This is a genomic window from Agrobacterium sp. MCAB5 (assembly GCF_052114365.1).
Lineage (GTDB): Bacteria > Pseudomonadota > Alphaproteobacteria > Rhizobiales > Rhizobiaceae > Agrobacterium > Agrobacterium tumefaciens.
Window position 1 is genome coordinate 196,103 of the sequence record NZ_JBFREP010000004.1, and the last position, 23,554, is coordinate 219,656.

At 59.2% G+C, this 23,554-nt stretch carries 19 protein-coding genes; 17 read left to right on the top strand and 2 right to left on the bottom strand.

The genetic code is table 11. The annotated features are described in order from the left end of the window. The first annotated feature begins 68 nt into the window (after positions 1-68). The 4 genes from AB4Z23_RS11680 to exoR all read left to right on the top strand — a co-directional run bounded on the left by AB4Z23_RS11680 (position 69) and on the right by exoR (position 6,007). Complete coding sequence (locus AB4Z23_RS11680; protein ID WP_441360140.1) at positions 69-2,912, top strand: valine--tRNA ligase; 2,844 nt, start codon at positions 69-71, stop codon at positions 2,910-2,912. 449 nt (positions 2,913-3,361) lie between these two features. Then, positions 3,362-4,648, top strand: coding sequence for an outer membrane protein transport protein (locus tag AB4Z23_RS11685; RefSeq protein ID WP_421476607.1), 1,287 nt, complete (start codon positions 3,362-3,364; stop codon positions 4,646-4,648). Positions 4,649-4,917: 269 nt separating this feature from the next. Next, entirely contained in the window at positions 4,918-5,226 is a 309-nt protein-coding gene (locus AB4Z23_RS11690; RefSeq protein WP_233283652.1) for a hypothetical protein, read from the top strand. Next, complete coding sequence (gene exoR, locus AB4Z23_RS11695; RefSeq protein ID WP_003515620.1) at positions 5,213-6,007, top strand: exopolysaccharide production regulator ExoR; 795 nt, start codon at positions 5,213-5,215, stop codon at positions 6,005-6,007. The genes AB4Z23_RS11690 and exoR overlap by 14 nt, the downstream gene beginning before the upstream one ends. A gap of 120 nt (positions 6,008-6,127) precedes the next feature. On the opposite strand, the gene xth is transcribed toward exoR, so the two are convergent. Further along, positions 6,128-6,925: an exodeoxyribonuclease III gene (gene xth, locus AB4Z23_RS11700; protein ID WP_065702447.1), complete on the bottom strand. Its 798-nt coding sequence runs from the start codon at positions 6,923-6,925 to the stop codon at positions 6,128-6,130. Between the two features lie 223 nt (positions 6,926-7,148). Next, positions 7,149-7,481 carry an iron-sulfur cluster insertion protein ErpA gene (gene erpA, locus AB4Z23_RS11705; RefSeq protein WP_003515615.1) on the bottom strand — a complete coding sequence of 111 codons (333 nt, stop codon included), beginning with the start codon at positions 7,479-7,481 and terminating at the stop codon, positions 7,149-7,151. 229 nt (positions 7,482-7,710) lie between these two features. On the opposite strand from erpA, the gene AB4Z23_RS11710 reads away from it, so the two are divergent. The 13 genes from AB4Z23_RS11710 to AB4Z23_RS11770 all read left to right on the top strand — a co-directional run bounded on the left by AB4Z23_RS11710 (position 7,711) and on the right by AB4Z23_RS11770 (position 23,537). Further along, the gene (locus tag AB4Z23_RS11710; protein ID WP_003515612.1) at positions 7,711-8,928 is read left to right on the top strand and encodes a deoxyguanosinetriphosphate triphosphohydrolase; all 1,218 of its coding nucleotides are present in this window, start codon (positions 7,711-7,713) and stop codon (positions 8,926-8,928) included. Positions 8,929-9,004: 76 nt separating this feature from the next. Further along, the gene (argS, locus tag AB4Z23_RS11715) at positions 9,005-10,762 is read left to right on the top strand and encodes an arginine--tRNA ligase (protein ID WP_003515610.1); all 1,758 of its coding nucleotides are present in this window, start codon (positions 9,005-9,007) and stop codon (positions 10,760-10,762) included. A gap of 66 nt (positions 10,763-10,828) precedes the next feature. Next, positions 10,829-13,837: an SPOR domain-containing protein gene (locus tag AB4Z23_RS11720; RefSeq protein ID WP_441360141.1), complete on the top strand. Its 3,009-nt coding sequence runs from the start codon at positions 10,829-10,831 to the stop codon at positions 13,835-13,837. Positions 13,838-14,079: 242 nt separating this feature from the next. Beyond that, positions 14,080-15,096 (top strand): beta-N-acetylhexosaminidase, encoded by a 1,017-nt coding sequence (gene nagZ, locus AB4Z23_RS11725; protein WP_441360142.1) that lies wholly within the window; start codon positions 14,080-14,082, stop codon positions 15,094-15,096. Positions 15,097-15,154: 58 nt separating this feature from the next. Next, positions 15,155-16,003 (top strand): segregation and condensation protein A, encoded by an 849-nt coding sequence (locus AB4Z23_RS11730; RefSeq protein WP_025593638.1) that lies wholly within the window; start codon positions 15,155-15,157, stop codon positions 16,001-16,003. Further along, on the top strand, positions 15,993-16,739 hold the full coding sequence (scpB, locus tag AB4Z23_RS11735; RefSeq protein WP_421476611.1) for an SMC-Scp complex subunit ScpB: 747 nt from the start codon (positions 15,993-15,995) through the stop codon (positions 16,737-16,739). The genes AB4Z23_RS11730 and scpB overlap by 11 nt, the downstream gene beginning before the upstream one ends. Before the next feature lie 130 nt (positions 16,740-16,869). Then, positions 16,870-17,076 (top strand): twin-arginine translocase TatA/TatE family subunit, encoded by a 207-nt coding sequence (locus AB4Z23_RS11740; protein WP_003515599.1) that lies wholly within the window; start codon positions 16,870-16,872, stop codon positions 17,074-17,076. Positions 17,077-17,130: 54 nt separating this feature from the next. After that, positions 17,131-17,859: a Sec-independent protein translocase protein TatB gene (tatB, locus tag AB4Z23_RS11745; RefSeq protein WP_003515598.1), complete on the top strand. Its 729-nt coding sequence runs from the start codon at positions 17,131-17,133 to the stop codon at positions 17,857-17,859. Then, entirely contained in the window at positions 17,856-18,659 is an 804-nt protein-coding gene (gene tatC / locus AB4Z23_RS11750) for a twin-arginine translocase subunit TatC (RefSeq protein ID WP_003515595.1), read from the top strand. Before tatB ends, tatC begins: the two co-directional genes overlap by 4 nt. A gap of 104 nt (positions 18,660-18,763) precedes the next feature. After that, on the top strand, positions 18,764-20,047 hold the full coding sequence (gene serS / locus AB4Z23_RS11755; protein WP_421476614.1) for a serine--tRNA ligase: 1,284 nt from the start codon (positions 18,764-18,766) through the stop codon (positions 20,045-20,047). Between the two features lie 158 nt (positions 20,048-20,205). Further along, positions 20,206-20,976, top strand: a complete 771-nt coding sequence (gene surE, locus AB4Z23_RS11760) for a 5'/3'-nucleotidase SurE (RefSeq protein WP_013636276.1) — start codon at positions 20,206-20,208, stop codon at positions 20,974-20,976. Continuing rightward, positions 20,973-21,626, top strand: a complete 654-nt coding sequence (locus AB4Z23_RS11765) for a protein-L-isoaspartate(D-aspartate) O-methyltransferase (RefSeq protein ID WP_441360143.1) — start codon at positions 20,973-20,975, stop codon at positions 21,624-21,626. Before surE ends, AB4Z23_RS11765 begins: the two co-directional genes overlap by 4 nt. A gap of 345 nt (positions 21,627-21,971) precedes the next feature. Next, positions 21,972-23,537: a peptidoglycan DD-metalloendopeptidase family protein gene (locus tag AB4Z23_RS11770; protein ID WP_421476616.1), complete on the top strand. Its 1,566-nt coding sequence runs from the start codon at positions 21,972-21,974 to the stop codon at positions 23,535-23,537. The last annotated feature ends 17 nt before the right edge of the window (positions 23,538-23,554 follow it).

The window sequence follows — 23,554 nt, forward strand, 5'->3', positions numbered from 1 at the left end:
TTGACTCTCGACCATCCATCCTTATTTAAAAAAAATCCACACAAGAACTCTAAAATTCAGGTCAGGAAATGCTCGAAAAGACCTACGATTCCGCATCCGTCGAACCGAAAATCGCCAAAGCCTGGGACGAGGCGAACGCTTTTCGTGCCGGCGCCAACGCCAAACCGGGCGCGGAAACCTTCACAATCGTCATCCCGCCGCCGAATGTCACCGGCTCCCTGCATATGGGCCATGCGCTCAACAACACGCTTCAGGACATATTGGTCCGCTTCGAGCGCATGCGCGGCAAGGACGTGTTGTGGCAGCCGGGCATGGACCATGCGGGCATCGCCACGCAGATGGTCGTCGAGCGCAAGCTGATGGAACAGCAGCTTCCGGGCCGCCGCGAAATGGGCCGTGAGGCCTTCGTGGAGAAGGTCTGGGAATGGAAAGCCGAATCCGGCGGTTTGATCTTCAACCAGCTGAARCGYCTCGGYGCGTCCTGCGACTGGTCGCGTGAGCGCTTCACCATGGATGAGGGTCTGTCCGAGGCCGTTCTCGAGGTGTTCGTCACCCTTTACAAGCAGAACCTGATCTACAAGGACAAGCGCCTCGTCAACTGGGACCCGAAGCTGCAGACCGCGATTTCCGACATGGAAGTCGAACAGCTGGAAGTGAAGGGCAACCTTTGGCACTTCCGTTATCCGCTGGAAAAGGGTGTGACCTATCAGCACCCGATCGCATTTGACGAGGARGGCAAGCCCACCGAGTTCGAAACGCGCGATTACATCGTTGTTGCTACCACGCGGCCAGAAACCATGCTCGGAGATACCGGTGTTGCGGTGAACCCGGAAGACGAGCGCTACAAGGGCATCATTGGCAAGCATGTCATCCTGCCGATCGTTGGCCGCAAGATCCCGATCGTTGCCGATGACTACGCCGATCCGACGGCCGGAACTGGCGCCGTGAAGATCACGCCTGCGCACGACTTCAACGATTTCGAGGTCGGCAAGCGTTGCGGTCTGCGCGCCATCAACGTCATGAATATCGATGGCACGATCTCCATCAAGGAGAACGAGGATTTCCTCGAGGGCCTCAATCATCCGGCGGCGCTGCACGGCGCATGGGATCGCCTGGAAGGACAGGATCGTTTCTTCGCCCGCAAGGTCATCGTCGAAATCTTCGAGGAAGCCGGCCTGCTCGACAAGATCGAGCCGCACAAGCACGTCGTGCCGCATGGCGACCGTGGCGGCGTGCCGATCGAGCCGCGCCTCACCGACCAGTGGTGGGTGGACAACAAGACGCTGGCTCAGCCGGCCATTGCCTCGGTTCGCGAAGGCCGCACCAATTTCGTGCCTAAGAACTGGGAAAACACTTATTTTCAGTGGATGGAGAATATCCAGCCCTGGTGTATCTCGCGGCAATTGTGGTGGGGACACCAGATTCCGGCATGGTACGGCCCTGACGGGCAGGTCTTCGTTGAAAAGACCGAGGAAGAGGCGCTTCAGGCCGCTATCCAGCATTATATTGCCCATGAAGGTCCGTGGAAGGCCTGGGTCGAGGAGAAGCTTGAAAACTTCAAGCCGGGTGAAATTCTGACCCGTGACGAAGACGTTCTCGATACTTGGTTCTCATCGGCGCTGTGGCCGTTCTCGACGCTCGGCTGGCCGGAAAAGACGCCGGAACTGGCGCGSTATTATCCGACCAACGTGCTTGTCACCGGTTTCGACATCATCCCGTTCTGGGTCGTCCGCATGATGCAGATGGGTCTGCATTTCATGAAGGACGATGCCGGCAATCCGGTCGAGCCGTTCAGCACCGTCTACATCCACGCGCTGGTTCGCGACAAGAACGGCCAGAAGATGTCCAAGTCCAAGGGCAACGTCATCGATCCCCTGGAACTGATCGACGAATACGGTGCGGATGCGCTGCGCTTCACGCTCGCGATCATGGCGGCGCAGGGTCGTGATGTGAAACTCGATCCGGCACGTATCGCCGGTTATCGCAACTTCGGCACGAAGCTCTGGAACGCCACGCGTTTTGCCGAAATGAACGGCGTAAAGCGCGATCCGCATTTCCTGGCCGAAACCGCATCGCTGACGATCAACCGGTGGATCCTGACCGAGCTTGCCAACACCGCGCGCGATGTGACGGCGGCTCTTGAGAACTTCCGGTTCAACGATGCATCCGGCATCCTCTACCGTTTCGTCTGGAACCAGTTCTGCGACTGGTACCTGGAACTGCTCAAGCCCGTGTTCGGTGGCGAGGATGAGGCGGCAAAGGCGGAATCGCAGGCCTGCGCGGCCTATGTTCTGGATGAGATCTACAAGCTCCTGCATCCCTTCATGCCTTTCATGACGGAAGAGCTGTGGGCGCATACGGCGGGCGAGGGCGAGGAGCGGGCTGATCTTCTCTGCCTTACCGACTGGCCGACTCCGGAATTCCGCGACGATGCCGCGGCTGCGGAAATCAACTGGCTGATCGATCTGGTTTCGGGCATCCGCTCGACGCGTGCCGAGATGAACGTGCCGCCTGGCGCCACCGCATCGCTGGTGGTAGTGGGTGCCAATACCTCGACAGAAGCGCGGCTGGACCGCCATGCCGCCGCCATCCGGCGCTTGGCGCGTGCCGATGAAATCCGTGGTGCCGATGTGGCGCCMAARGGYTCCGCGCAGATCATCATCGGTGAGGCCACCGTCTGCCTGCCGCTCGGCAACCTCGTCGATCTCGCGGCCGAAAAGGCCCGTCTCGAAAAGGCGATCGGCAAGGTGGAYGCGGAAATGGAACGCATCGACAAGAAGCTGTCGAACGAAAAATTCGTGGCCAATGCCGATCCGGAGGTTGTGGCCGCCGAGCGCGASCGYAAGGCGGARCTGGAAGTTCAGCTGACAAGTCTTCGAACCGCCCTGCAGCGGGTCAGCGAAGCAGGATAAGGTTCCTGTTGCGTGTAAAATCAAAACGCCCCGTGAAAACGGGGCGTTTTGCGTTCTGTAAGGGCCGGCTCAATTCATTGCTGCGTTGCAATGGCGAATCATGCACTGCGTGACAGCGCGATTATTTCTGCCGCGAAGTGCACAAAACCGCGCGGGAAGACGAAAAAGATCAATAAAAACGGCCTGATAAGCGATTTTCTTCGGAAACGTCCAACTGTGGTTATTTGGCGACATTTCCGGTGTGGATTGGGAGTTTGTTTCGTTTTGTGTCGTTTTTTCTAATTGGATTAGAATAATAGCCTAAAATGATTATGTAAGATGCCAAACATCAAAAACTTACGTAAAAAAATGGCCATCCGGTGGCAACCGCGCCGCGCCACGGCAGATTGTCATTTGCCGCAAAGCATTTCACTCTCTCAATGATCACATTGCCTTGATTGGGGAGAGAGATGGCAAAAACTGCATTTTTTCGCGGCGCAGTATGTTTCGTAGCCAGCATCGCGGCGGTCACGCCTTCACTGGCGGGCGGCCTCGAGCGCGGCGGTTACAACATCGACCTGCTGTTCGACCCGTCCGACTATGTTCTCGACAGTTCCGCCACATTCGTTGCGCCGCAGCGCAAGGTTGAGAATGCGAAGGACAGCCCAAAGGGCGGTCCTCTGCCTGCGTCCTGGTCAACGAGTGCGGATGATTCAGAGAATTTCTGGTCGACCCGTATCGGCGCCAAGGCGGCAATCGGCGATTTTGGCGACTGCATGTTCGACTATTCGCAGCCTTGGGGCGCGCATCTCAATCCCGGCATCTGGCAGGGATCGAGCTACAATATCGAAACCAAGGTAAAGTCGCACAATTACGCCACCACCTGCAGGGTGAAGTTCGATCTTGGCAAGGGTGACTTCTCGATCATCGGCGGTGGCTTCTATCAGGAAATCAGCGGTTACAAGTATCGACAGGTTTTGGGGCCAGACGTTCTTAACTCGTTTCCTGCGTGGCGCAGCTTCAGTGGCGTCGGAAAATTGGAGATGGAAGGCGATGGCTGGGGTTGGCGTGCCGGCATGGCGTATGAAATCCCTGAAATCGCGTTCCGCGCCAGCCTTGTTTATAACAGCGCTGTCGATCACGATTTGAACGGCTTCGCCGACGTGAGAGCGGTCCCACAGACACCCCCGTCCGTATCTCAGACCCTTGCAAAATACGGCGGCAAGCTTGTGCCGATCTATGGGTCTGTTTCCATGCCAGACAGTATCGAACTCAAGGTGCAATCTGGCATAGCGCCAGACTGGCTGGCTTTCGGCTCGGTGAAGTGGACTGACTGGAGCCAGATTCAGGTYATTCCTTTCTGCGCGGTCGGTACGTCCCCCTGCGTTCCCAGTGGCCAAGACACGCTGAACACGCTTGACCTGTTCTATCGCGACGGCTGGACGATCTCCGGCGGCGTTGGTCACAAGTTCAACGAGCAGTGGAGCGGTGCTGTGAGCCTGACCTGGGATCGCGGTACATCGACTGTTATCGGCACCCAGACCGACACMTGGACGCTSGGCACGCAGATCGTCTACTCGCCGAACAAGAATATCGAGTTCAAGGTTGCCGGTGCTCTCGGCCTCCTGACCTCCGGTAGCTCATCCATCAACGGTGGACCTTGCGGTACGGGCTTCACCTGCGGCAATGAGGCGGGCTACGACTTCGGCAACGATCTCGTGGCTGCGATCTCTACGGGCGTCAAGGTCAAGTTCTGACACCATTCGCCACACCTGAACGAAAAGAAAGGTCCGGTTTACCAACCGGACCTTTTTTCATTCCCGACTATGATTCCTGCTCGATAAAAATTTCTAGCCCGAAAGTTTTGTGACGATTTGGCAACACTTTTCTGCAAGCGTGGTGCCGCGTTGGAATGTGGGCATATCTGTCCATTTCCCGCCACAAACAAGGTGCTTGGCTTCTGTTTATGGACGCGGGGATGGAAGAACATGCAGGCGTTTGATGTGGGCCTGCGGAGTTGCGAAGAGTGAAAACGGGTTTGGATTCAGGGTTTAAGCAAGTAATACGGGAATTTGATCCGGGTTTCTTGTTTGGCGCTGACCGGCAGGCGGTCAAACGCCGTTATATTGCCGGAAATTATGCCTATATCTGTCTCACTGAAAATTTGGAGCAATTACCGCATATGACCACCGGCAGTGCGCTGGAAAGTGCTGCCGGAAAGACGCAGTGTGTTCGAAAAATCGCGACCCGGCGGGGTTCAGCTTTGCAGTATTCCGCAAGTATTGGCTATATGCCGGGAAGAGTGAGAGAAGTTCGCCTAAATGCTGAAATGTGAAGCACATGTTCTAAAGCCGCTCATCATGAGCCTTTTGCTTGCGTCGCTCGCAATGCCGGTGCTGGCTTTTGACATCAACGCAGGCGTTACCAAGGAATCCGGCCCCTTCGACCTGTTCAAGTTCGGCTTCAAGGCCTACAAGAACGGTAACAAGGACGAAGCCGTCGAGGCCTATCGCTATGCGGCTGAAAAGGGCCATACCGGCTCGCGCTGGGCGCTTGCCAATATGTATGCCTTCGGCGATGGCGTTGCCAAGAACGACTTCGAAGCCTTCAAGATTTACAGCGAAATTGCCAGCCAGGGCGTCGAGCCGGGCTCCGAGGATACCGGCTTCTTCGTCAACGCGCTGCTTTCTCTTGCCGATTATTACCGCCACGGCATTCCCGGCACTCCGGTAAAGATGGACCTGTCGCAGGCCCGCCAGCTCTATTTTCAGGTGGCTTCCACCTTTGGCGTGGCTGAGGCCCAGTTCCGTCTGGCGGAAATGATCCTTGCGGGTGAGGGTGGACGGGCGGATGTGCAGCAGGCCAAGAAGTGGCTCAATCAGGCACGCAAGCACGGCCATGCCGGCGCCATGTCGATTTTCGGTAATCTGCTTTTCCAGGAAGGCCAGACGACGCAGGGGCTCGCCTTCATGACGGCYGCGCTCGACAAATGCACGGCGGTGGATTGCACCTGGATCCAGACCCTTCAGGAACAGGCTTTTTCGCTCGCGGGTGAAAACGATCGCCGCGCGGCCATCGCGCTGGCGCAGAACATGCAGATCGACGATCCGAACTGACAATTTTGGCTGAGGCGACTTAGAGCACGTCCTGTTTAAACGGAATCGTTTGACGTGCTCTAACTCTTTGTTTCGGAGCACTTTTACCGGAAATTCTCTAACTCGCCCGGCGAGCGCCGTTCAATTGATCGGCGTAAAATTGAAATAACCGCAGACCGGTACGTGGTCGGACGGTTTTTCCCAGGCCCGCACATGTTTTTCGATGCTCACCGATTCCAGCCTGTCGGCCGCTTCCGCCGACAGCATCAGGTGATCGATGCGGATGCCGTTATTCTTAGGCCATGCGCCAGCCTGATAATCCCAGAAGGAATAAAGTCCGGGTTCATCCGTCGTCGCGCGTGCGGCATCGGTAAAGCCGAGATTTTCCAGCCTGCGGAATGCCGAGCGCGTCTTGGGCAGGAACAGCGCATCGCCMGCCCAGACCCGCGGATCRTGGCAATCGAAGGGTTCGGGGATGACGTTGTAGTCACCCGCCAGAATAAGCGGCTCCTCAAGCGCAAGGCGATCTTCGGCAAAGCGGCGCAGCCGCTCCATCCATGCGAGCTTGTAGGGATATTTGACCGGATCGTCAGGCGGATTGCCGTTCGGCAGGTAGAGCGAGCAGACCCGGATCACACCGCCATCAACGGAAAACACGCCCTCGATGAAGCGCGCCTGTTCATCGGCATCGTCGCCCGGCAGGCCGCGATTGATCTCGTCGGGCTTCATCTTCGACAGAAGGGCGACGCCGTTGAAGCCCTTCTGGCCATGGGTCTCGACGTGATAGCCGAGCGCTTCCAGCTCAAGGCGGGGAAAGCCTTCGTCAACCGACTTGATTTCCTGAAGGCAAACGATGTCGGGCGATGAATCCTTCAACCACTGGCAGAGGTTTTCGATACGCGCCTTGACGCCGTTGATGTTCCAGGTGGCAATCTTCATCGGAGTTTCCCTTTTGTGAGGTTACTTTTACCCGATGCAAAAGCGATTGCCACCGTTTTTGGAAACGGCGGGTGAGGATGTGGTGGATAGAAGCCGGGGGCAGGGTAGATCAACAGCTATGGATGCACCGCAGCTCCCCAAACCCTCATTCCTGTGACGAGCACAGGAACGAGGGCGGAGAGAAAGGCGTGAATGATCTCAAGCTTGGCGCTTGATATCACCATCAAATAGAAAAGCTGGTGCCGCAGCCGCAGCTTGCGACCGCGTTCGGATTCTTGATCTGGAAGGACTGGCCGAGCAGATTGTCGACGAAGTCGATTTCAGAGCCGGCCATATAGACAACCGAGAGGCTGTCGATCAGCACCTTGGCGTCGCCACGCGCAATCACGATGTCGTCATCGGCGGGGTCTTCCGCCAGGTCGAACTTGTAGGAGAAGCCCGAGCAGCCGCCGCCTTCCACCGAAACACGCAGAGCCTGCTTGCCCGCATCCGCTGCGACGATCTGGGCGATTCGCTTCGCTGCGGCTTCCGAAAGTGTAATGTCGCTGTTTTCCATGTCGTTCCTCGTGCCGGGGTCAAGAACCGGAGAGCAATAGATTTGTCGCCACCATTATAAACCAGTCAAATAAACGGTCTATAGCGATGTCCGCAACGGCCTTTGCAGCGATGATGCTTTGCGCCGACCTTTGCGATAGGTATGAAGGGTGGATGAAAAGGTCAATGGTCAAAGGCCATGGACTTCGGGTCAAAGGAAGTCCCGGCCAGAGAACAGTACAGGTGGATGAATGATTATAGACCAGCGCGCATTGGGTTTCGGAAGTGGCGAGAGGGCGGTTTTCGCCTCTGATCCATGGACCACGCGCGGGCGTCTTTTTGCCGAGGAGGGKAGCCTGACGCGCTCGGAGTTCCAGCGCGACCGGGACCGCATCGTCCACACCACTGCCTTTCGCCGGCTTAAACACAAGACGCAGGTTTTCATCAGCCCTGACGGCGACCATTACCGCACCCGGCTCACCCACACGATTGAGGTGGCGCAGATTGCCCGCGCACTCGCACGTGCTCTAAAGCTGGACGAGGATCTGGCCGAGGGCGTGGCTCTGGTGCATGATTTCGGCCACACGCCGTTCGGTCATACCGGTGAGGATGCGCTGGATGCGGTGTTGTTGCCCTATGGCGGCTTCGATCACAACGCGCAGTCGCTGCGCATCGTCACCAAGCTGGAGCGCCGCTACGCCGAATATGACGGCATCAACCTGACATGGGAGACGCTGGAGGGGCTGGTGAAGCACAATGGCCCGCTGGTCAATGCCGAGGGCGAGGGCGTGAAGGGCCCGGTTCCGCTGCCCATCCTCGAATATTGCGAGCTGCAGGATCTGGAAATCGGCAGCTATGCCAGCCTTGAGGCACAGATGGCGGCTATTGCCGACGACATCGCCTATAATACCCATGATATCGATGACGGCCTGCGTGCCGGTTATCTGAGCTTCGAGATGCTGGAAGAGGTGCCTTTCCTCAGCAAGCTGATGGCTGAGGTACGTGCGAAATATCCCGTGCTAGACAAGGAACGCTTCGCCAATGAAATCATGCGTCGCCAGATCACCCATATGGTCGAGGATGTAATCGGGGTCGCGCAGCAGAATCTTTCCCGGCTGAAACCGAAGAGTGCGGCCGATATCCGCGCCGCTGATTTTACCGTCGCGACTTTCTCGCCGGAAATGGCTGAAACCGACAGGCAGATCAAGAAACTGCTGTTTGCCCATATCTACCGGCATCCGGAAATCATGCGCATCCGCGCCGGCGCTACGCAGATCGTTACCGACCTTTTCCACCGTTATATGGAAGTGCCGGCAGAGATGCAGAGTCACTACTGGGTGGACAGCATTTCCGGTATGAGCAAGGCCGCAAAAGCCCGCCATGTGGGGGATTATCTGGCTGGTATGACCGACAGTTATGCACTGCGCGCCCACCAGCGGCTGTTTGACCACACCCCCGATTTGCGATAGGGCAGCGGGCGATCGCGAAGCCAACCCGGTTATGATGGCCGGACATGAACAGAAGCCCTTCGCGCAGGTTGGAACGATGAACATTTTTGCCGATTTCGATACCAGGATCAAAAACGCGCTCGAGACTCTCGATCTCGTGAAAGAGAACCGCGAAAAGGTCGATTTCAGTCGAATTACGGTCGAATCCCCGCGCGATCTGAGCCATGGCGATGTCGCAACCAATGCCGCTATGGTGTTGGCGAAGCCKCTCGGCACCAATCCSCGGGCGCTGGCCGAACTCATCGTGCCAGCACTTCAGGCMGATGGCGATGTCGATAGCGTCAACGTCGCYGGTCCCGGCTTCATCAATCTCAAGGTCTCTGTCGGTTACTGGCAGCGTCTTCTTGCCGACATGATCGGGCAGGGCATCGATTTCGGCCGCTCGAAGATCGGCACGGGCCAGAAGATCAACGTCGAATATGTCTCCGCCAACCCAACCGGTCCGATGCATGTCGGCCATTGCCGTGGTGCTGTCGTGGGTGACACGCTGGCGAACCTGCTCGCCTTCGCCGGTTATGGCGTGACCAAGGAATATTACATCAACGACGCCGGCTCGCAGATCGAYGTGCTCGCGCGTTCGGTCTTCCTGCGTTACCGCGAGGCGCTTGGCGAAGATATCGGCGCCATTCCGTCGGGCTTCTACCCCGGTGACTATCTCGTTCCAGTCGGCCAGGCGCTGGCGGATGAATATGGCATCAAGCTGCGCGCCATGCCCGAGGAAAAGTGGCTGCCTATCGTCAAGGACAAGGCGATCGCCGCAATGATGGTGATGATCCGTGAGGATCTGGAGACGCTGAACGTCAAGCACGACGTGTTTTTCTCGGAGCGCACGCTGCATGAGGGCAATGGCGGCCCCATTCTCTCGGCCATCAACGATCTCACCTTCAAGGGCCACGTCTACAAGGGCACCCTGCCGCCGCCGAAGGGCGAATTGCCGGAAGACTGGGAAGACCGCGAGCAGACGCTGTTCCGGTCCACCGAGGTGGGCGACGACATGGACCGTGCGCTGATGAAGTCGGACGGTTCCTACACCTATTTCGCCGCCGACGTCGCCTATTTCAAGAACAAGTTCGATCGCGGTTTTTCCGAGATGATCTATGTGCTCGGCGCCGACCACGGCGGCTATGTGAAGCGGCTTGAAGCGGTTGCGCGCGCCGTCTCGGAAGGCAAGTCGAAGCTGACGGTTCTTCTGTGCCAGCTCGTGAAGCTGTATCGCGATGGCGAGCCGGTGAAGATGTCGAAACGCTCAGGCGATTTCGTCACGCTGCGCGATGTGGTGGACGAAGTAGGTCGCGATCCCGTGCGATTCATGATGCTCTATCGGAAGAATTCCGAGCCGCTGGACTTCGATTTTGCGAAAGTGACCGAACAATCGAAGGATAATCCGGTCTTTTACGTGCAATATGCGCATGCCCGTTGCATGTCCATCTTCCGCCAGGCGCAGGAAGCGTTTCCGGGTCTTGCGCTCTCGCAGGACGACATGTCGTCTTCCGTTGCTTTGATTAGCGATATCAACGAGTTGCAGCTGGTTGCAAAGCTTGCTGAGTACCCGCGCCTGATCGAATCCGCAGCCCTTGCGCACGAGCCGCACAGGCTTGCTTTTTACCTCTACGATCTCGCCAGTTCCTTCCATGGACACTGGAACAAAGGTAAAGACCATCAGGAATTACGTTTTATTAACGATAAAAACCGAGAATTGAGCATTGCCAGACTCGGGCTGGTGAATGCTGTCGCGAATGTTTTGAAGTCTGGTCTTACGCTTTTAGGAGCGGACGCGCCTGACGAGATGCGATAACATATCACCATTATTTGCTCACAATACGCTGGCAAGAGCTGCAATGCGTAGATGGTGGAACACGTAATGGTCGAAAAAAATGTCGCGTATAACCGGGACGCCCGGTCTGAAGGGTTCGCTGACAACGATCCTCTGGCAGAACTGGCGCGTATCGTCGGTTTCGATGAGCGTCCTTCGCATGCGGGTTCCGAAGCTGCGCCACGCGCCGGCTCTGCGGCAACCCGCCGCGAACCCGAATTCAATCTCGAAGACGAGYTGCTTCGAGAGTTCGAGGTTTACGATGCGCCGCATGCCGATCCGGTCGTTCTTGACCCGGCAAACGATGTGCGTGCGGGCATCCACCCCAGCGACTTCATGCAGCGCGTCGAATCGGTTTTCGCCCGGCGTGAGCCTGAGCTTGCGCCAGCGGACGAACCCGTGTTCGAGGCAAGCCCCGCACCCGAAGTGAGCCAGGAGCCGCTTCCCGAGGCCGATCAGGCCTACATTCACAATTACGTCGAGACGTCGACGCAGGACATCCGGGCGGATTTCCGTGACGATGCCGGTGCGGTTGCCGAGGTTTTCGATGTGCATTCGCGCCAGTCGCGCCCTGCCGAGCCGGTGGTTTATCAGCAGGCTGCATGGGAAGAGCCGCAGGCTGTCGAGCCGGCTCAAAGCACCTGGCACGCTATGCCTGAGCTTCCGGCCGATGTTTCGAGCAATATTGCGCATTCCGATCAGAGCCATGCGCCTGAGCCGCAGGCTTTCGATCTTGCGGATGAGGTAGAGATCGCCGTCGCCGAAGCGCCGGCRCCGATTTCCGTGCGTCCGCCTTYGCATGGTGGCCGTTCTTCGCTGGAATTTTCCAGCCTGCGTCTGCCGCTTGCCAATTTCGGCGCGCGCCGCGATGTTGCGGCTGGTGATCCCCGGCGAATCGAGCCGAGGTCGGAAGCGCTGCCCGCAGCCCGGATCGAGCCACAGGCCGAACCAGTTCCGGCGCCTGAGCCCGTCTTCGTTCAGGCGGAAGAAACCGCACCGACCTTTGCTCCTTCGGTTGCAGARAAGCCGGTTGAAACAAATCTTTCGCCGATGGACGAGCTGATCTACGGCGTTGCGAAATATTCCATTCCCGGACGCGGCGAAGAGCCTGTCGTTCAGGATGCCCCCATCGCACAGGCTGCGCCTATCGTTCCGGCTGCAAGAGTGGAGCCGCCTTTGGTTGCCACGGCGCCGGTTGCCGCAGCTCCTGTAAAGGCAGCCCCGCCCGTAACAGCGCCGTCCGTTCAGGAGCCGGACTTTGGGGATTTCGCAGGTTTCAACGACGATGATTTCGAGCTTGCGCTTGATGATCTCGATCTTGACCTCGACCTTTCCGAAATCGCTGCAGCGGAAGTCGCACCTGCGCCTGTGCCGCAGCCCGTTCGCCAGCAGCCGGTCGCTCCGGTAGCCGTTGCTGCCGCCGCGCCGCAGCCGGTGCGGGAACAGCCAGCACCTCAGCCGCGCCCGGCCCCGGTTGCTGCAATTCAGGTAGCCGCCCCTCCGGTTCAGCCGCGTCCGGTCGCAGCCGCACCGCAGCCGGTTGCACCACAAACGCTGGAAAGCCTGCCTTTCGATCCCTCGCAGATCGGTGAGACGGAAGAACATCCGGAAAATATTACCGAGATGGACGTGCCGGAATTGCCGGTCGGCGTTTTCGAACCCAAGCCTGTCGCCCGTCGTCACGAAGAAGACCTCGATATCGACACCGAGCTCGCAACGCTRTTTGCCCCGGCGGTTGCCGGTGGTCTTGACCGTCACAAACATGCGGAAAACCGGGCTGCTGCCCCGCAGGCGCGTCCTCAGGCACAGGGTCCGGAGGAGGTCGACGAATTTGAGCGGGCGCTGGAAGAAGATTTCCGCCGCTCCATGCAGGAGGCTGCTGCCTCGCGTGGCAATGCGCCGCGCGATGCCGAGAATACTTATGTCGACCATCAGCCGGCCTATCGCGAAGAAGAAGAACGCGGCGGTCGCCGCTGGATCATGCCGGTTGCCGCAGCAATCGGTCTGGTGCTTGTCGGTGGTGGTGTTTACGCGCTGATGTCGGGCGGTTCGTCCGGTGCGGGCTCCAATGGCGCGCCGGTCATCATTTCCGCCGATAACGACCCGATGAAGGTGGTGCCGGAAAATCCGGGTGGCCGCGTCGTGCCCAATCAGGACAAGGCGGTTTACGACCGCGTGGCCGGTGGTAGCGCTGCCGATCCGAAGCAACCGGCGCTGATCTCCAGCAACGAAAAGCCTGTCGATGTGGTCCAGCGTACGCTGATACCCGAACAGCTGCCGCTGGAAGGTGAAAACGACGCGGACATGGAAGCCACCGGCACGCCGGTTGGCGAGACTGAAGATCCGCGCCTGCTTTCGCCGGAAGAAAAGGCCAGCCAGAACGAAGGTGCCGGTGCRACSGGCGTTTCGCCGCGCAAGGTCCGCACCATGATCGTCAAGCCTGATGGTACGCTGGTTGCACAGGAAGTCGATGCGCCTGCTGCCCAGCCACCGAAGGCCGACAAGGTCGCGGAGCTTGCTGCACCGCAGGCAGCCAAGCCGGGTGAGGGCGCTCCCGCCGTCATCGCCGCTTCGCGTGTTCCGGTTGCGCCTGAACACCCGCAGGCCAATACGCCAGCCGCTTCCTCCACACCGGCCTCGCAGTCGGCTGCGCCCGTTCCTTCGGCGCGTCCGTCCGCACAGCCTTCCAATGTGGTGGCAACGGTGACCAATCAGGGCAACGTCCGTCCTGCTGCAACTGCTCCGGCCCAGCCGCAGGCTGCACAGCAGCAGACAGCMGCCGCCATGCCCGCAGCAACGAGCGCGCCGTCTTCGGGTGGTTATTACATCCAGATCGCGTCCCTGCCGAGCCAGGCGGAGGCCCAGAAGTCCTACCAGAACATGTCGGCCAAGTTCGGTTCGGTGATTTCTGGTCGGGGCGTCGACATCAAGGCCGCTGAGATCGCCGGCAAGGGCACGTTCTACCGCGTCCGCATCCCGGCGGGGGACAAGAAYGAAGCCGTGGCGCTGTGCGAAAAGTTCCGCGCAGCTGGCGGCAGCTGCCTGGTGGCGCGCTGATMGCGGCTGATCCGGTTGAGTGAAGATTGGGGCTGCCGTCTAAGGCAGTCCTCGCAGTGGGGAAAGGCTTTCCTCACATTCGACGTCATCCTCGGCCCCGTGCCGAGGATCTGCCAACGTTTCGCCAACCGTTCGGTTGCAGATGCTCGGGAAAGGCCCGAGCATGACGGCGGAGGGGTTGTCGACTTATCCCCGACGCCTTGCGGTATAAGGCCATTTCCCCATTCTGTGAGCGTGACATCATGACCGATTGCAAAGCTATGATCCTCGGATGCGGCGGGCTTACGCTTTCCGCTGACGAGATTGCCCTTTACCGCAATGAGCGGCCCTGGGGTTTCATCCTGTTCGGGCGCAATATCGGTGATGCGCAACAGATTACCGATCTCGTCGCCTCAATGCGCGATGCCGTCGCGCGGCCGGATGCGCCGGTTCTGATCGATCAGGAAGGCGGGCGCGTTCAGCGCATCAAGCCGCCGCTTTTGCAGGCCTATCCGAATGCCCGCATTCTTGGCGAGATATACGAGCGTGACCGCGAGGAAGGCCTGCGCGCGGCGTGGTTGATGTCGCGTCTGCATGCCTTCGATCTCATGAAATTCGGCATCAATATCGATTGCCTGCCGGTGCTCGACGTGCCGGTGGAAGGCGCCAGCAACGTCATTGGCAACCGGGCCTATGGCTACAGCCCGACCATGGTGGCGGAGATGGGGCAGGCGGCGGCTGACGGTCTCAAGGCGGGCGGYATGTTGCCTGTCATGAAACACATGCCGGGCCACGGTCGCGGYATGGTGGATTCGCACCATGAATTGCCTGTTGTCGATGTGCCGCTGRACGAGCTGGACGCCCATGATTTTGTGCCATTCCGCGCGCTGAACCGTGAATTGATGGCGATGAGCGCGCATCTGGTGTTCAATGCCGTCGATCGGGAGCGTCCGGCAACGACCTCGCCAAAGGTGATCGAGGAGATCATTCGTGGGCGAATCGGCTTTGACGGTCTGTTGATGTCCGACGACAGTTCCATGAATGCGCTGAAGGGCACGCTTGGCCAGCGTGCCGCGAATATTGTTGCGGGTGGCTGCGATATAGTCTTGCATTGCAACGGCGTGATGGGTGAAATGCTTGAGGTCGTGAAGGAGGTTCCCGTTCTTTCCGGCCGTTCGCTGGAGCGGGTGCGGGCCGTGGAAGCGGGTTTTCCCGCCACTGATGCCTCCGACGAAGCTGAACTGAGAGCCGAATTCAACGCCATGTGGGCCGTTTCCTGACAATCGGGCGGCGGCCCGGTACTCGGGACGACAGGCCGGACGCCCGGCGGATGGAACAATGGCAGCAGACAAGTCTCGCACTTCAACGCCTATGGACAAGCTCTGGCAGGATGTGACGCCGGAGCGGCTGACGGGCGAGGCCGGGCTGGTGATCGATGTCGCGGGTTTCGAAGGCCCGCTCGATCTGTTGCTACACCTTGCCCGCACGCAGAAGGTCGATCTGTCGCGCATTTCGGTGCTGGCGCTTGCCGAGCAATATCTGCAATTCGTGGAAACAGCCCGCCGCGTGCGCATCGAGCTTGCTGCCGACTATCTGGTGATGGCGGCCTGGCTTGCCTTCCTCAAGTCCAAGCTTCTCATTCCGCAGCAGGCGAAGGATGACGGCCCCTCCGGCGAAGAAATGGCCGCGACACTGGCCTTCCGGCTGAAACGTCTGGAGGCGATGCGGGAGGCGGCTGAACGCCTCGTCAACCGCGCCCAGCTTGGCCGCGATATCTTCGCCCGTGGCGCGCCGGAGCATATTCCGCATATCAACCGCTCGGCTTACGAGGCGAACCTCTACGATCTCCTGAGCGCCTATGCCAATCTGCGGCAAAGGCAGGCCATCACCCAGGTCACGATTGAAAAGCGGCAGGTCTGGTCGCTTGTGGAAGCCCGGGAACTTCTGAACAGTCTGCTCGGGGATGTCGGCGAGTGGACGGTGCTCGACCAATATCTGCTGCAATATGTGCCTGACCCCGCGATGCGCGTGACGGCAATCGCCAGCGCTTTCGCCGCCTCGCTGGAGCTSGTGCGCGAGGGATCGCTGCAAATCCGGCAGGAGGGCGCGTTCCAGCCCATCTATATGCGCAGGAGCGAGCGAGATGACCGCGCGCCGAATGCGGAAAGGACTGATAATGACGCATGACGACGAGACCGGCGAAGCCGCCATCGTGGCAGATGGGGCGGCGGATGTGGTTGGGGCCGAGCCCGCGGTATTTTCCGAGCGTCAGCTGAAGGAAGCCGAGCGCATTGCCGAGGCGCTGGTCTTTGCCTCGGCCGAACCGGTTTCAGTTGCCTTCATTGCCGAGCGGCTGCCGCGCGGCATGGATGTCGTTGCCATACTCCACGGGCTGAAGGCCGCTTATGGCGAGCGGGGTGTCAATCTGGTGCAGGTGGGCGGGCAATGGGCGTTCCGCACGGCCGGCGATCTCTCCTTCGTCATCCATTCTGAGGAAAAGGAACCTAAGAAGCTTTCGCGTGCGGCGCTGGAGGTTCTGGCGATTGTGGCGTATCATCAGCCGGTGACACGCGCCGAAATCGAGGAAATCCGTGGCGTGCAAACCTCACGCGGTACCCTCGATGTGCTGATGGAAGCGGGTTGGGTGCGTTTCAGGGGCCGCAGGCGCACGCCGGGCAGGCCGGTGACGATCGGCACCACGGTGGAGTTTCTCGACCATTTCGGCCTTGAGGAATTGCGGGACTTGCCGGGCCTTGAGGAACTGAAGGGTGCGGGCCTGCTTTCGGGCCGTATTCCTTCCAATTTCGGCGTGCCTTTGCCGATGATGAGCGACGAATTGCGCGAAGACGAAGACCCGATCACGCAGCTCGATCTGGAAGAGTTGGGCCTGCTTGCACCTGGTGGCGGCGATGGCGACGATTGATATCGTCTTCATGCGGATGACAAGGCACGAAAACTTTATGCCCACAGCCTGTTGAAGCAACGATTTGTTGTTTGAAAAAGCCTTTCAAACGTCTTACATCGTCTGAAAGCGAAATTCAGGAGTTTCAGTTATGGGTTCTTTTAGTGTGTGGCATTGGCTGATCGTGCTGGTGATCGTTCTCGTTCTCTTCGGACGCGGAAAGATCCCGGAACTGATGGGCGATGTCGCCAAGGGCATCAAGAGCTTCAAGAAGGGCATGGCTGACGAAGATCAGACTCCGCCGCCGGCCGATGTCAACGCGAAGACTGTTGACCACAAGGCTGACGAGATCAAGTAAGCGGCTTGAACCTGCTTGTTTTGAGACTGGCGCTAGGGTCTCGGGAGCGTTTTGATGTTTGATATCGGTTGGAGCGAGCTTCTGGTGATCGCGGTCGTTTTGATCGTGGTCGTCGGTCCCAAGGACTTGCCGCCCATGATCCGCGCCTTCGGTAAGACGATGGCCGGCCTTCGCAAGATGGCGGGGGATTTCCGCACGCAGTTCGACGAGGCCTTGAAAGAGGCAGACATGGACGATGTGCGGCAGACAATCTCCGATGTGCGCAATCTCAACCCGACCAATTCCCTGCGCGATGCTATGAACCCGCTTCGCCAGCTCGGCAACGAAATCAAGTCTGATCTCCAGAAGGCGACATCCGCTCCCGATGCGATTTCGTCGACAGCAGCACCTGCAACAAGTGAGCCGGTGGCTCCTCTTGTCAGCGTGCCGGAGCCCGAGATGAAGCTTCCGGATGTGGCGCCTGCGGTGGTTCCCACGCCTTCTGCATCTGGGCCGGTTACTGCGGTTGCTGCTGCGGAAGAAAAGCCGAAGCGTGCGCGTGCGAAATCTGTTGCGACCGTTGAAGCCGAAGCGGTTGCCGCCAAGCCGAAACGCACCACCCGCAGCAAGCCTGCCGCAGCGCCTGTTGAAGAAGCTGCTGTCTTGAAGCCGACCGTGAAGGCTGTCGCCAAAAAGGTTGCTGTCAGGAAAGCGGCAGCGGAGAAGGCGGTTGCCGTTGCGGATGCCAAACCGGCCAAACCGGCAAGAACCAAGGCTGCAAAGCCCAAAAAGGATGAAGCATGAGCGGGGACATCGAGGACAAGCCGCAGCCGCTTATCGAACATCTCATGGAGTTGCGCACGCGGCTGATCTGGTCGCTCGGCGCGTTCTTCGTCGCCTTCATCGCCTGTTTCGCCGTTGCCAAGCATCTCTTCAACCTGCTCGTCATTCCCTATAAGTGGGCGGTCATCTGGGCGGGGCTGGATGTGGCGAAATCATCGCTGATCTATACGGCGCCGCAGGAATTCTTCTTCACGCAGATCAAGGTTGCCATGTTCGGTGCCATGGTGATCTCCTTTCCGGTGATTGCCTCGCAGCTCTATAAATTCGTGGCGCCGGGCCTCTACAAGAACGAGCGCGCGGCCTTCCTGCCGTTCCTGATCGCATCGCCGATCCTTTTCCTTATCGGCGCGGCGCTCGTCTATTTCTTCTTCACGCCCATGGTCATGTGGTTCTTCCTCGCCATGCAGCAATTGCCAGTAGATGGCGAGGTGGCGATTTCCCTGATGCCGAAGGTGTCGGAATATCTCAGCCTCATCATGACGCTGGTTTTGTCCTTCGGCCTGGTATTCCAGCTGCCTGTCGTCACCACGCTTCTGGCGCGGGTCGGGATTCTGACCAGCGACTGGCTGCGGGAAAAGCGCAAGTTCGCCATTGTCATGGCCTTCGTGGTTGCGGCCGTGCTGACGCCGCCAGACCCCATGTCCCAGATCGGTCTTGCGCTACCTGCGATCATTCTCTACGAGATTTCCATCTACATGGCTCGACTCGTGGAGAGGAAACGTGCTGCGGAATCCAAAAGCACGGAGCTGGAAGAGACCTGACGCTTCGCCACGGTCTTCCTGCTCATCAAATTTCCTCGCGCCGGGCCTTTCGCCCGGCGTTTTGCTGATAAAACGCGAGCGACCAACAATAGTCTGGAACGACGATGCACGACATTAAATGGATACGCGAAAACCCCGAAGCCTTTGATGCAGCACTTGTACGGCGCGGCGCAGAGCCTGCCGCAAGCAGCCTGATCGCTCTCGACGAAAAGCGCCGTTCCGTCATCCAGTCCCTGCAGGACATGCAGTCGCGTCGCAATGCCGCTTCCAAGGACATCGGCGCCGCCATGGCGCAGAAGAACATGGAGCTGGCGGAAAAGCTGAAAGCGGAAGTCGCCGACATCAAGGAAAACATGCCGCGCGCCGAGGAAGAGGACCGCCAGGTCACCTCCGAGCTTAACGACGCCCTGTCGCGCCTGCCCAACATGCCTTTCGACGATGTTCCTGACGGYAAGGACGAACACGACAATGTGGTGACCCGCGTGGTCGGCCAGAAGCCMGGCTGGAACCATGAAGCAAAGGAGCACTTCGAGATTGGCGAAGCGCTCGGCTACATGGATTTCGAGCGGGCGGCCAAGCTTTCCGGCTCGCGCTTCACTGTGCTGACCAGCCAGCTGGCGCGTCTGGAACGGGCGCTCGGCCAGTTCATGATCGACCTGCACACCTCGGAACATGGCTACACGGAAGTCTCTTCGCCGCTGATGGTGCGTGATGAGGCGATGTTCGGCACTGGGCAATTGCCGAAGTTTTCCGAGGATCTGTTCAAGACCACTGATGGCCGCTGGTTGATCCCGACGGCGGAAGTGACGCTGACCAACCTTGTCTCCGGCGAAATTCTCGAGCAGGAAAAGCTGCCGCTACGCTTCACGGCACTTACGCCGTCCTTCCGTTCGGAAGCGGGCTCTGCCGGCCGCGACACACGCGGCATGCTGCGCCAGCACCAGTTCTGGAAATGCGAACTCGTCTCCATCACCGACGCGGAAAGTGCTGTTGCCGAGCATGAGCGCATGACGGCCTGCGCCGAAGAAGTGCTGAAGCGTCTTGGCCTGCATTTCCGCACCATGACGCTGTGCACCGGCGATATGGGTTTCAGCGCGCGCAAGACCTACGATYTGGAAGTTTGGTTGCCGGGCCAGAACACCTACCGCGAAATTTCGTCCTGCTCCGTCTGCGGCGATTTCCAGGCGCGGCGCATGAATGCGCGTTATCGCGGCAAGGACGACAAGGCGACGAAGTTCGTGCACACACTGAACGGCTCCGGCACCGCCGTCGGCCGCTGCCTGATCGCCGTTCTCGAAAATTACCTGAACGACGACGGTTCTGTCACAATTCCAGACGTGCTGCTGCCCTATATGGGCGGTCTGACACGGATCGAGAAGGCGGTCTGAGGGAGCGCAGCGTCGCGCTATTGGAGGGAGAATCTTCCAATTACGCCGACGTCATCCTCGGGACATGCCCCCGGGGATGACGTTGAGAGAACTGCACACCTCACTGCCGGTGGGGAGGATGCTCCGTCCCGGAAGATATGAAAAGCGGAGAGAGAAAYATGCGGATTTTGCTGACCAATGACGACGGTATCCATGCCGAAGGGCTGGCGGTGCTGGAACGTATCGCCCGCACGCTGTCCGATGACGTCTGGATCGTGGCGCCCGAGACCGACCAGAGCGGTCTTGCTCACTCCCTTACTCTCTCCGAGCCGCTGCGGCTGCGCAAGGTTTCCGACAAGCATTTCGCGCTGCGCGGTACGCCGACCGATTGCGTCATCATGGGCATCCGTGAAGTTCTGCCGGAAAAGCCCGATCTCGTACTCTCAGGTGTCAATGCCGGTGCCAATATGGCTGACGATGTCACCTATTCCGGCACGATTGCCGGCGCCATTGAAGGTACGCTGCAAGGGGTACGCTCCTTCGCACTCAGCCAGGCTTTCAGCCATTCCGAAGGCCGCGTCGTGCCGTGGGAGGTGACCGAGACCCATGCGCCGGATCTGCTGCGCAAGCTGATGAATGTGGAATTGCCTGATGGCACCTTCCTCAATCTCAATTTCCCCAATTGTGCACCTGATGATGTGCAGGGTGTATCCGTCACCGGGCAGGGCAAGCTCGATTTCGGCCTGACGGTAGAAGAACGCCAGGATGGCCGTGGTCTTCCTTACTACTGGCTGCGCTTTGGCGAACGCCTCGGCACCTTCCTCGAGGGCACGGATATCCACGCTTTGAAGCACGGCAAGATTTCGGTCACGCCGCTAAAGCTTGACCTTACGGATTACACGGTCAAGGATCGGGTTGCGCAAGCACTTGGATTCGGAGTCGCCGATTGAAATCCGCAATGGTTGAAAAGGAAGGTTTTGCCGCTCTCGTTCTCCGCTTGCGGGGCGAGGGGATTTCCGATCTCGACCTTTTKACGGCGGTCGAACAGACGCCGCGCTCCAAATTCGTGCCGCCGCAATTCGCCGCTGATGCCTATTCCAGCCGTACAATCCCGATCGACTGCGGCGCCTTCATGGAAGGCGCTGACATGGCGGTGAAAATCCTGGCTCGCCTGCAATTGAAGCCGGGCCAGCGCGTGCTGGAAATCGGCACCGGCAGCGGTTTCATGACGGCGATCATCGCGCGCCGGGTGGAGCGGGTCTTTTCGCTGGAGCGATACAAGACGCTGGTGCAGCAGGCGCAGAACTGTCTGGACGATCTTTCCATCCGCAATGTCGTCATCCGCCAGGCGGATGGCAGCAACGGTCTGGTGGGCGAGGGTACCTTCGACCGAATCGTCGCCACCGCCGCCTTTACCACCATGCCCCGCTTTTTCGCCGAGCAGATCGTCTCCGGCGGCAYGATGATCGCGCCGATCATTCTGGAAGACGGGCGCTGCGTGATGACGCGCTTCTCCAAGACCGGCAGCCGCTTCGAAAAGGAAGAGCTTTTCGAGACGCCCTATCTGCCGCTCGGCAGCCATATTGCCCGGCATTTGTGACAAAATGAAAATATCGAAGGCGATTAATTTTCGTCTTAGAATGTTCTAAATCATCACAACCAACTGATTTTCCATAATAATATTGTTCAGACATGACACATGCCGTTTTCGTCATGGTTATCGAAGTGTCAAAAAAGCGCCGAGCGGCTTAACGTTTTAACGGCGTGGTAACACTAACGCGCTTTAATCACAAACATCGACGCATGGTTTTCCCGGGATCGGGAAATGGGCCTTGCAAGAAGTGAAATTTGTGCCGGATCGACCTCGATGCGGCGGGTTGGCGTCAGTGTAGATCGAGTTATGCGTATGAGACATTCGTCTAAAATCGGAAAATCAGTCGCAAAAATGTTCGCAGCGGCATTGCTGGCAAGCGTCGCAACGGGCTGTAGCTCGGATGCAACGCGGTTCAGCGGCCTCTTTTCCAGTGGACCGGATCGGATGACGACAGCGTCAATTCCAGCCCGCCAGGGCGGCGGTGCTTATGGGCAGGCCCCGGTCCCGCAAGGCGACATGAACGGTGGTTATGCCTCTGCGGCACCCCAGGGCGGCTACGCCAATCAGAACATGGCGGCCAACTCCTATCCGTCTTCCGGCGGTTATGGCGGTGGCGTTCAGCCTTCGACGGCCCGWTCGGCTTCGGCCTCTCCGGTGCAGCGCTCCGAGCTGTCGGCTCCGCCGGCGGTGGCAAGCCGCGACCCGTCGACCCGCAACGAAGCCATGGCCCAGCCTTTCCCGTCCGCACAACGACCAGCCGCTCCGTCTCTCGCAGCACCTGCACAGCAGGCTGCCGCTCCCGTCGCCGACAATCTCACCACCGCAACCGTCCGTTCCGACAAGAACGGCTGGCATACGGATGGCGCCTCTTCKGTAACGCTGCGTCCGGGTGAAAGCATCGCGACGATCTCCAACCGCTACGGCGTTCCCGAAAAGGAACTGCTGCGGGTCAACGGTCTGAAAACCGCGGCGTCCGCGCAGGCTGGCCAGTCGATCCTTATTCCGAAATTCGGTCAGGTCCGCAATGCCGCCAAGGCTGCGGCTGGTGACATTGCGCTCAACCGCAACGGCGACGAGCCGAACCCGCTGCGTGGTCCAGACCAGAAGGTAGCCGTGCTGCCCTCGCAGAGTGTTGCCCGCGACAAGGTTTCGGCTGAAAACGGCAAGCTCACACCTCCCGGTGGCAAGCCTATGCCGCCAGCCGGTGGTCACAAGGTTCAGCCGGGCGACAGCCTGGCAAAGATCGCCCGTGAAAACGGCGTTTCGGTTGCAGCCCTCAAGGCCGCGAACGGYATTTCCACCGAAAGCATCCGTGTCGGCCAGACACTCGCCATGCCGGGTGCTTCGACCGACGCCATCAAGACAGCCTCCGTACCCGCAAAGGAAGCGGCCAAGGCAGTGGAAACCGCATCCGCCAAGCCGGAACCCTACAAGGCTCCTGCCGCAGCTGCGACCGTACCGTCCGCTCCTGCCGCAACGGCAAGCGTCGGCGATATCGAGAAGAAGTCCGATATGGCCTCGCTCGCTCCGGAATCCACGGGCATCGGCAAATATCGCTGGCCGGTTCGTGGCGCCGTCATCAACAATTTCGGCGACAACGTCGAAGGCAGCCGCAACGATGGCATCAACATCTCCGTTCCGGAAGGCACGCCGATCAAGGCSGCCGAAAAYGGTGTGGTCATCTATGCGGGCAATGGCCTTAAGCAGCTCGGCAATACGGTTCTCGTCCGTCATGACGACGGTAAGGTCACCGTTTACGGCAACGCCGCCAATCTTGACGTGCAGCGCGGCCAGAAGGTTCAGCGCGGCCAGACCATTGCCACGTCAGGCATGACCGGCAGCGCCAAACGTCCTCAGGTTCACTTCGAAGTTCGCAAGGATGCGACGCCGGTGAACCCCTCCGGTTTCCTTGAATAGGTATTGCGTCTCAAGGA

Excerpts from the sequence above, each read along its gene's own strand:
- surE (WP_013636276.1), top strand. The coding sequence starts at position 20,206 with ATGCGGATTTTGCTGACCAATGACGACGGTATCCATGCCGAAGGGCTG.
- AB4Z23_RS11740 (WP_003515599.1), top strand. The coding sequence starts at position 16,870 with ATGGGTTCTTTTAGTGTGTGGCATTGGCTGATCGTGCTGGTGATCGTT.
- tatC (WP_003515595.1), top strand. The coding sequence starts at position 17,856 with ATGAGCGGGGACATCGAGGACAAGCCGCAGCCGCTTATCGAACATCTC.
- scpB (WP_421476611.1), top strand. The coding sequence starts at position 15,993 with ATGACGCATGACGACGAGACCGGCGAAGCCGCCATCGTGGCAGATGGG.
- erpA (WP_003515615.1), bottom strand. The coding sequence starts at position 7,481 with ATGGAAAACAGCGACATTACACTTTCGGAAGCCGCAGCGAAGCGAATC.
- tatB (WP_003515598.1), top strand. The coding sequence starts at position 17,131 with ATGTTTGATATCGGTTGGAGCGAGCTTCTGGTGATCGCGGTCGTTTTG.